Annotated in this window: 10 protein-coding genes; 6 read left to right on the top strand and 4 right to left on the bottom strand. The window is 42.5% G+C overall.

The annotated features are described in order from the left end of the window. Together HP456_RS17565 and HP456_RS17560 are read right to left on the bottom strand one after the other, a co-directional pair. Positions 1-585, bottom strand: a 585-nt coding sequence (locus HP456_RS17565) for a potassium channel family protein (RefSeq protein WP_172253511.1), incomplete at its 3' end; no start/stop codon positions are given. Positions 586-646: 61 nt separating this feature from the next. Next, on the bottom strand, positions 647-1,198 hold the full coding sequence (locus tag HP456_RS17560; RefSeq protein ID WP_172253509.1) for a GNAT family N-acetyltransferase: 552 nt from the start codon (positions 1,196-1,198) through the stop codon (positions 647-649). A gap of 197 nt (positions 1,199-1,395) precedes the next feature. Between HP456_RS17560 and HP456_RS17555 the strand changes: the two genes are divergently transcribed. Together HP456_RS17555 and HP456_RS17550 are read left to right on the top strand one after the other, a co-directional pair. Next, positions 1,396-1,707: a hypothetical protein gene (locus HP456_RS17555; RefSeq protein WP_172253507.1), complete on the top strand. Its 312-nt coding sequence runs from the start codon at positions 1,396-1,398 to the stop codon at positions 1,705-1,707. A gap of 272 nt (positions 1,708-1,979) precedes the next feature. Next, the gene (locus tag HP456_RS17550; protein WP_172253505.1) at positions 1,980-2,261 is read left to right on the top strand and encodes a hypothetical protein; all 282 of its coding nucleotides are present in this window, start codon (positions 1,980-1,982) and stop codon (positions 2,259-2,261) included. 43 nt (positions 2,262-2,304) lie between these two features. Here the strand turns inward: HP456_RS17550 and HP456_RS17545 are convergent, their stop codons facing one another. Both HP456_RS17545 and HP456_RS17540 read right to left on the bottom strand, forming a co-directional pair. Next, positions 2,305-2,961 (bottom strand): hypothetical protein, encoded by a 657-nt coding sequence (locus HP456_RS17545; protein ID WP_172253503.1) that lies wholly within the window; start codon positions 2,959-2,961, stop codon positions 2,305-2,307. Next, positions 2,954-3,508, bottom strand: a complete 555-nt coding sequence (locus tag HP456_RS17540; RefSeq protein WP_172253501.1) for a sigma-70 family RNA polymerase sigma factor — start codon at positions 3,506-3,508, stop codon at positions 2,954-2,956. The genes HP456_RS17545 and HP456_RS17540 overlap by 8 nt, the downstream gene beginning before the upstream one ends. A gap of 172 nt (positions 3,509-3,680) precedes the next feature. Here HP456_RS17540 and HP456_RS17535 point away from each other — a divergent pair, with 172 nt between their 5' ends. From HP456_RS17535 to HP456_RS17520, 4 genes are all read left to right on the top strand, one after another. Next, the gene (locus tag HP456_RS17535; protein ID WP_172253499.1) at positions 3,681-4,115 is read left to right on the top strand and encodes a hypothetical protein; all 435 of its coding nucleotides are present in this window, start codon (positions 3,681-3,683) and stop codon (positions 4,113-4,115) included. Positions 4,116-4,148: 33 nt separating this feature from the next. Further along, positions 4,149-4,331, top strand: a complete 183-nt coding sequence (locus HP456_RS17530; protein WP_172253497.1) for a hypothetical protein — start codon at positions 4,149-4,151, stop codon at positions 4,329-4,331. A 376-nt stretch (positions 4,332-4,707) separates the two neighbouring features. Further along, positions 4,708-6,393: a serine hydrolase domain-containing protein gene (locus HP456_RS17525; RefSeq protein ID WP_172253495.1), complete on the top strand. Its 1,686-nt coding sequence runs from the start codon at positions 4,708-4,710 to the stop codon at positions 6,391-6,393. A 20-nt stretch (positions 6,394-6,413) separates the two neighbouring features. Further along, a partial coding sequence (locus HP456_RS17520) for an immunoglobulin-like domain-containing protein (RefSeq protein ID WP_281358078.1) occupies positions 6,414-7,040 on the top strand: 627 nt, incomplete at its 3' end.

Below are 7,040 nucleotides of genomic sequence, written 5' to 3'. Positions count from 1 at the left end.
GGCTTCCACTTCATTGCGATTCTGATCCGCTGTTATGATGGCGATCGAGGCTTCGTGCATACTTGCTTTCTGAAGCACTTTATCCTTAAATGGTGTTCCTTTGATAAAATGGATATGATGATTGCGGTAAGGATTCTGTTGGAGTGTTTCGTCAATGAGGACGATCTGCCCGCGGAAATGAAGTGAACTCAACTGTGAGATGATTTCCCTTGCACGTTCATTCCAACCGATGATCACCACATGATCCTTCCCTTTGAACGTTGCTTTTCCTTCTATATAAGCATTTTGCGACATGACTGTATTAGTAGCCAGTGTGATGAAATAGGTAGATAGGAAACCTGCACCCACAAGAATGAGCACTACTCCGAATATCCTGCCCTCGGTTGAAACAGGAACAAAGTCTCCATACCCGACAGTCGACATCGTGATCACTGCCCACCAAATCCCATCAAAATAGGAAGGGAATGTATCCGGTTCGATAAAGTGTATGAGTATGCCAAATATGGTCATCAGACTTATGGCTATAAGAAAAATCCGCACTAATAAAGGCCAGCGCAGGAATTGATGAAACATTTGCTGAACCATTCATCCAGCCTCCTTTTCTATCTGCACTGACCATTATTACCTATTTAGGTATATCTCATAACTAATCCAGCCATTCTTTCTTTAACAAACTATACATATAAGCGTCATACATAGTGTCTTCCTGCAGAATGTATTCACGAAGCAATCCTTCGCGGCGGAAACCGAGCTTTTCCACGACTCTTGATGAAGCTTGATTATTCGGTACAATGACCGCTCCGATGCGATTCATTTCCCTCTCTATAAAAAGATATGTAATGAGCGGCTTTAACGCTTCGCCCATAATTCCGTTCCCCCAGTAATCCGGGTGAAGATCATACCCGATTTCGCATCGTTTATAGGATTTCGCAATCCCATGAAATCCGCACGTCCCCATCATCTTATCCGTGTTTTTATCCACGACCGCCCAGCGCATCGGACCGCCGACTTCGAACTGTTTTTCGAAGTTATCAACCATTTTCTCGGCCACTTCTTTAGAAGAGATTGGGCTCATGCCGAAATACTGCAGGACTTCTTTGGAAGTGTAGTGTTCAAATAAAAAATTGACGTCTTCATTTGTGATCTGCCTCAAGATAAGGCGTTCCGTTTCAAAGATTGGATAAGTTGTCGTTGTCATCTTCATCTCTCCTTTAAAAAGAGTATATCATGAGTATATTAGAAAATAAGGAAAATTACGAAAAGTAAATCGCGGATTTTTCAGATTTCATGCTGCCTTCACTGGAAATACGAATGGGGGCTTTTAACATGTTTTGGCTTGCACTGTGCCGGGTAAAATATGCTTAAGAATAGTTCTCAGAAAAGGAGAGTGGGGAAATGAATGTTCATTTTTGTGTAGAGGGATCCTCTGAAATTTTTCATAGACAGGCATTTGAAGATATCTCTCCCCTGCTTAAAATGAAGGAAGCTGGAACGCTCATTAAATTCACCAATGAAAGCGAAGACAACTGTAGGATTGAAGGGAGAATCATTAAGACTTCATTCGAAACCGTACTCCATTCCAATCAAGATATTAAAGAGCAGGTATTGGTGGTTCACTTGTTTGTGGAGAATGAGGAAATGCGGGAGCGGTTGATCGGGAGCGGCAGGCAGGAGAAAAAGGTTAATGATGAAAGGCTGGCTGATTAAATACCAGTCTTTTTTTATGGGTGAAAAATGAGACCTGCAGACTGCAGGGAACAAGATGAAAATAAAACACGTAAAATTATAATAAATGGTCAAAAGTTGAAAATAAAAAACTTTATGCTTTAGTCAAATCTCCAATAACAACCAAGTTCCCATGACAAACAACCCGGTAAATTTCTAAAATGCATGAAACTCCTGTTGAAAAATACAATAAATGGAAGTATGCTATTAGAGTATTACTATATGTGAAAATGAGAAGCGGGTGGAGGAGTAATATGGGAAACACAGTGAAGAATGGGTTGAAATGTGTATTGGCACTGGGTTTGATTTTGGCGGCGGCAGCTGCCGCCGGGGTGAATTCTTCTTTCGCTGCCGGGGATTCTACATGGAGCATAGAGGGGCCGCCAGGTGGATTCGGCAGTTTATCATGGGAATATGAAGGAATCACCCGAACCGCTTATTACAATATTTATAATTACAAAGATACGAGTGGACAATACACCAAAAAGGTATATTATGATAAAAACAATCGATATCTTAAAACAAACTATCAATAAAATAAAAAATGATTATGTCAAAGGACATAATCATTTTTCACGTTCAGTCCTCAAAGGACTCCGCAACCTTGACCATTTCTTCCTTTCTCAGAATGACATCGGATTTACGTGGATTGTAGTTCATGGAGTAAAAGATGCCATCATTAAACCAGGTAAGGTTGCTTGTTCTCCATTCCCGGTTTTCGCGATAACTGCCGGTGAGGTCACCGATCTTTGCGGCTTCATATATCTCTGGACTGCCAGATTCAAGGCCAATCATCATTTTAATAGTCAATGTTTGCTTCTCGGGGCCGATCAGTTTAATGGATAAGTTGTCGAATCCGTCTTCGTGAGTACTTTTATAGGTTCGATCGACCACTTCAAAAGGAGCTACTGTAGGCAATTTGATTTCCTCACTCCACTTCTTGTCATCATTTTCTTCTACTGTAAGTTCCAACTGATGAAAATCAGCCTGGGTAGTATTATTCCAGTCTTTGAACAGTCCGCTTTGGCTGCCTCCTAAATAGACAAAAAAGGTAAGGCAGGCAAGCACGAATACAGCTGACATAACCGTTTGAACAGCGGGCTTCCTCCAATGGAAAGATCTCCTCTTTCCCGTATGTATTTCATCAAGAATATTCTTTCTCATTTCTTCGGAAAATCCGTGATTCTTGAACGTTTTTTCCTTCATCAGGCCACGAAGACGTCTCAATTCATCCATTGTTATACACCTCACTGTCCTGGTATGCAGCACCCAGCAATTTCCGGCCTTTTGATAAACGTGTCTTGACTGTGTTGATGTTCAGATCCATGCAATCTGCTATTTCGGCCAGCTTCATTTCTTCAAAATAAAACAGGAAGATGATTTCCCGATATTTCACTGGAAGTGATAATAATTTCTGTATGAGTTCGCTGTTGGTTTCTTCTTGGATGAGAGCTTGCTCAGGCGTGCCGAATTTCCCTTTCACTACCTCATTGATGGTATTTGTGAAGGAAATCATCCGGGTATCCCACCGTCTCAAATAATCCTTGCAGTGATTGATCGCCATCCTTACGATCCAAGTCTTAAGGGAAGATTCCTCCCGAAAGGTATCCATTTTTTTATAAAATTTCACAAACACTTCCTGCGTCAGGTCTTCAGCCAGGCAGTGATCTTTTACGTAAGAATACACTATGTAATAAATATCGTTGCCATACTCTCTCATTGCTTTCTCAAGAATGAGGTCCTTTGATGTGTCAGGAAAGGCTCCGTTCTGATTTTTCTGCAAAAAATCACCCGCTTTCGTCCTTTCCATTCTACCAATTTGACGAACGCTGTTGGGGGAAAGTTTTGAAATTTGTGGAAAATATTTTCGGGTGGTTTGAAACCTTTTTCAATAATAGTACGTAGAAGAGAGTTGAACAGCCTATCTGTGAAACTGAAGAGTAAGGGAGGAAAGAATGAACTATTACATAAATATCGTTTTTACAATCGTACTGTTAATCCTATTGACGCTTGCGGCTTTTGCAATTGACTTCATTAGTAAATCTTTGCAAAAACGCATCCATCCCAAATATCTTAAAGGAACGGTTATATTCATTCTACTTCTACTAATGGTAAGCGGATCTTATCTTATAAGTACGCTTGGAAACTGGATGTTCATTGATACTATATTTGTAACAAGCCTTTGTTTCTTCGGTTTGGGCTGGATTACCAACATTACGAATCGAGCGAATAAGAATGCGGAAGGCACCACTGCAAAATTCATAACGAACAATGCTTATAAACATCAGTACGAAGCAGCTGGTTCGCACGATATGAGTCTCTACTTTTTTTCGAGTCTCATTTTTCTGGCAGGCAGCTGGAGTGCAGCATTTGCTATCGCTTTTTTATGATAGTAAGTCAGTAATAATTAGGGGGAATTCCGTATGCGGACGAGCAGTATCATTCTCACAGCCATTATGGCGGGGATCTATTCAGGGATATTAGACGGTTTTGAAGAAAGCAGAGGGCTTGCCCCCGTTGCCAGTATCCTCATCTTGATTATTCTCACATTTAGTACCGGAGTGATTTTTAATATGATTCTTCGGATGAAAAAGACAATGGAGTAGAGTAGGAGCATAGGAGAAGGACCGCTCAATTAGTGAAGCGGTCCTTTCTCCTTATTTTATTGTATAAACCGATCCTCACGTTTTATGATCAACGATAGCAGAAATAAAGTATGCATCAAGCTTCACTCAGTATATCAAGAATTTTCGTACAGACTTTCCTTCCTCTACTATTCAACTAACAGCCCTCCTGAACTTCCCTCTTGCATGACAAAAATAATCAAAATATTCAAAATGATTCATATGTCATACCTAAACACAGCATTCTAAACATTAACAGGACTTAAGTGGTATAGACATCTATACTTTTAATTCCATAAACTAGAGTAGTAGAGTAATTGGAAACCCTTACATTTTAACTAAAAGGAGGGAAAGATTGATGAAAAAGAAACCAGTTTCAATCGCATTAACCGTTTTGATGTGTACCTCATTATTTAGTCCCGCAGTATTCGCTCACGGTGGGGAAAATGGCAGGGAAGCATCAGAAATGAAAAATGTACGGACACATCCTGCCTTTACATGGGGGAACCCGGCACCTTCATCACCTGTCCTTCATCCCGGTTCTGCACGGGGAGCAGGTATGAGGCAGTCCACTTTGGATATGATTGATCCATTGATGGAAGAGAAGATTACCGAGGGTGTCATGCCGGGGGCCGTTGCGCTTGTAGCGAGAAGCGGTCATATCGTGAAACATGATGCTTACGGGGATGCGTACCGTTACACGGATGGTGACTTCACTGAAACGGACTCTCCGATCGCGATGGAAAAGGATACGATTTTCGATCTCGCCTCCATCAGCAAGATCTTCACTACAACAGCAGCGATGTTCCTTTATGAGGACGGCGCATTCGAACTGGACGACCCGGTTGCAGAGTATATCCCTGAGTTTGCTGCGAACGGTAAAGAAGATGTCACAATCCGGCAGCTGATGACGCACACATCCGGATTCACAGCATGGATTCCTCTTTATAATAAAGGGAAGGATAGAGAGGACAGAATGCAGATTGTGTTTAATCATCCGCTTGCGAATGAACCCGGCACCGCCTATACATACAGCGATTTAAACATGATAACATTAGGTGCCATTATCGAAAGATTATCAGGACAGCGTCTCGATGAATTTGTGAAAGAAAATATAACTGAACCCCTCGGGATGGAAGATACGATGTACAATCCGCCGGCTTCCATGAAAGAAAGGATTGCTGCGACTGAATATCAGCCTGCAATCGGGCGGGGACTCGTTTGGGGCGAAGTGCATGATGAAAATGCCTGGTCACTGGACGGCGTAGCTGGCCATGCAGGTGTATTCTCCACTGCGGAAGACCTGGCGAAATTTGCTCACATGTTTGTGAAAGAAGGGCGTTACGGAGGCAAGCGGATACTGAAACCTGAAACGATCCAAATGCTTTCTGAAAATCAAATTCCGGAATTCCCGGGTGATGACCATGGACTTGGCTGGGAACTGAACCAGGGATGGTTCATGGATGGTTTAGCGGATGAGAATTCCCTCGGTCACACAGGATACACAGGAACCTCGATCGTCGTGAATCAGGAGAATGACACGATTGCCATTCTTCTGACAAACCGTGTCCATCCATCACGAAGTACTGTTTCGACTAACACGGTCAGACGCCCATTTGCCCGGCTGGTTGCAGATTCGATCCCGGTAGACATACAGGGGCACAAGAAAGAGAAAGCTTGGTTTGCAGGCTACGGCGATCAACTGAACCGGAGTTTAACAGCAGAAGTGAATGTAGAGGAGGATGCCCGTTTATCCTTTACTACTTGGTACCGAATTGAAAAGGATTCTGATTTCGGACATGTAGAAACATCAGTTGACGGGGAAACATGGACAGCAGCCGGAAATGCTTTTACCGGAAGCAGTGAAGACTGGTCAGAAGAGGAAGCATCAATCCCGGCAGGTACGAAATACATCCGGTTCAATTACGATACAGATGCATCCGTTAATTACCGCGGCTGGTATGTGAAAGATATTAAATTGAAAGTGGGGAATGGTGATAAACTTAAAACCCATTTTAGAGGATGGACAGAACGCAGTTATTAATTATAAGGGGGAAGACACACATGAAACATGCGTACAAGATCTTTTCTTTATCTGTTCTCGTACTTGCGTTGATCATCTCGGGACTGCCGATGAATAATGTGAAGGCTGAAAATCCGCTGAAAGACTTGATCATCTATCAGAATGCACCGCAAGTGGAAGTTGCGAATGCCGGTGAGGAAATCGGACTTAAGGCATTGAATGTCTATAAAGATGGACACTTCACGCTAGTGTCGGAAGGCTTGGACTGGAGTTCTTCCAATAGGAAGGTAGCATCGGTAGATAAAGACGGAAATGTAACATTGACGGGTAAGAACGGTAAAACGTTTATCAAACTGACGAACGGTGAATTTTCCGATCGCATTGCCGTGCAAGTGAAACCTGCGCCTAAAAAAGGGGAGAAAGGCAAACCGGCATCGGAAGCGAAGATCGTGAAACAAAAAGGAGAGCGTTACAACCTCGTTGATGAAGCCATCGCAAACATGACGATCGAGGAAAAGATCGGTCAGATGCTCATGCCGGACTTTAGAAACTGGGACGGTGAAAATGTAACGGAAATGCTTCCTGAAATTGAGCAACTTGTGAAAGACTATCATCTCGGCGGGGTTATTTTATTCCGCGAAAATGTGGTTACAACTGAACAGACAACG

The sequence above is a fragment of the Bacillus haikouensis genome, from assembly GCF_013179555.1.
GTDB classification, from domain to species: Bacteria; Bacillota; Bacilli; order Bacillales; family Bacillaceae_B; genus Rossellomorea; species Rossellomorea haikouensis_A.
This window is presented reverse-complemented; position numbering and strand designations above follow the sequence as displayed.

What these genes read in the sequence shown, in the direction of transcription:
- HP456_RS17550 (WP_172253505.1), top strand. Translation starts at nt 1,980, where the DNA reads ATGGGAAACACAGTGAAGAATGGGTTGAAATGTGTATTGGCACTGGGT.
- HP456_RS17560 (WP_172253509.1), bottom strand. Translation starts at nt 1,198, where the DNA reads ATGACAACGACAACTTATCCAATCTTTGAAACGGAACGCCTTATCTTG.
- HP456_RS17535 (WP_172253499.1), top strand. Translation starts at nt 3,681, where the DNA reads ATGAACTATTACATAAATATCGTTTTTACAATCGTACTGTTAATCCTA.
- HP456_RS17530 (WP_172253497.1), top strand. Translation starts at nt 4,149, where the DNA reads ATGCGGACGAGCAGTATCATTCTCACAGCCATTATGGCGGGGATCTAT.
- HP456_RS17545 (WP_172253503.1), bottom strand. Translation starts at nt 2,961, where the DNA reads ATGGATGAATTGAGACGTCTTCGTGGCCTGATGAAGGAAAAAACGTTC.
- HP456_RS17525 (WP_172253495.1), top strand. Translation starts at nt 4,708, where the DNA reads ATGAAAAAGAAACCAGTTTCAATCGCATTAACCGTTTTGATGTGTACC.
- HP456_RS17555 (WP_172253507.1), top strand. Translation starts at nt 1,396, where the DNA reads ATGAATGTTCATTTTTGTGTAGAGGGATCCTCTGAAATTTTTCATAGA.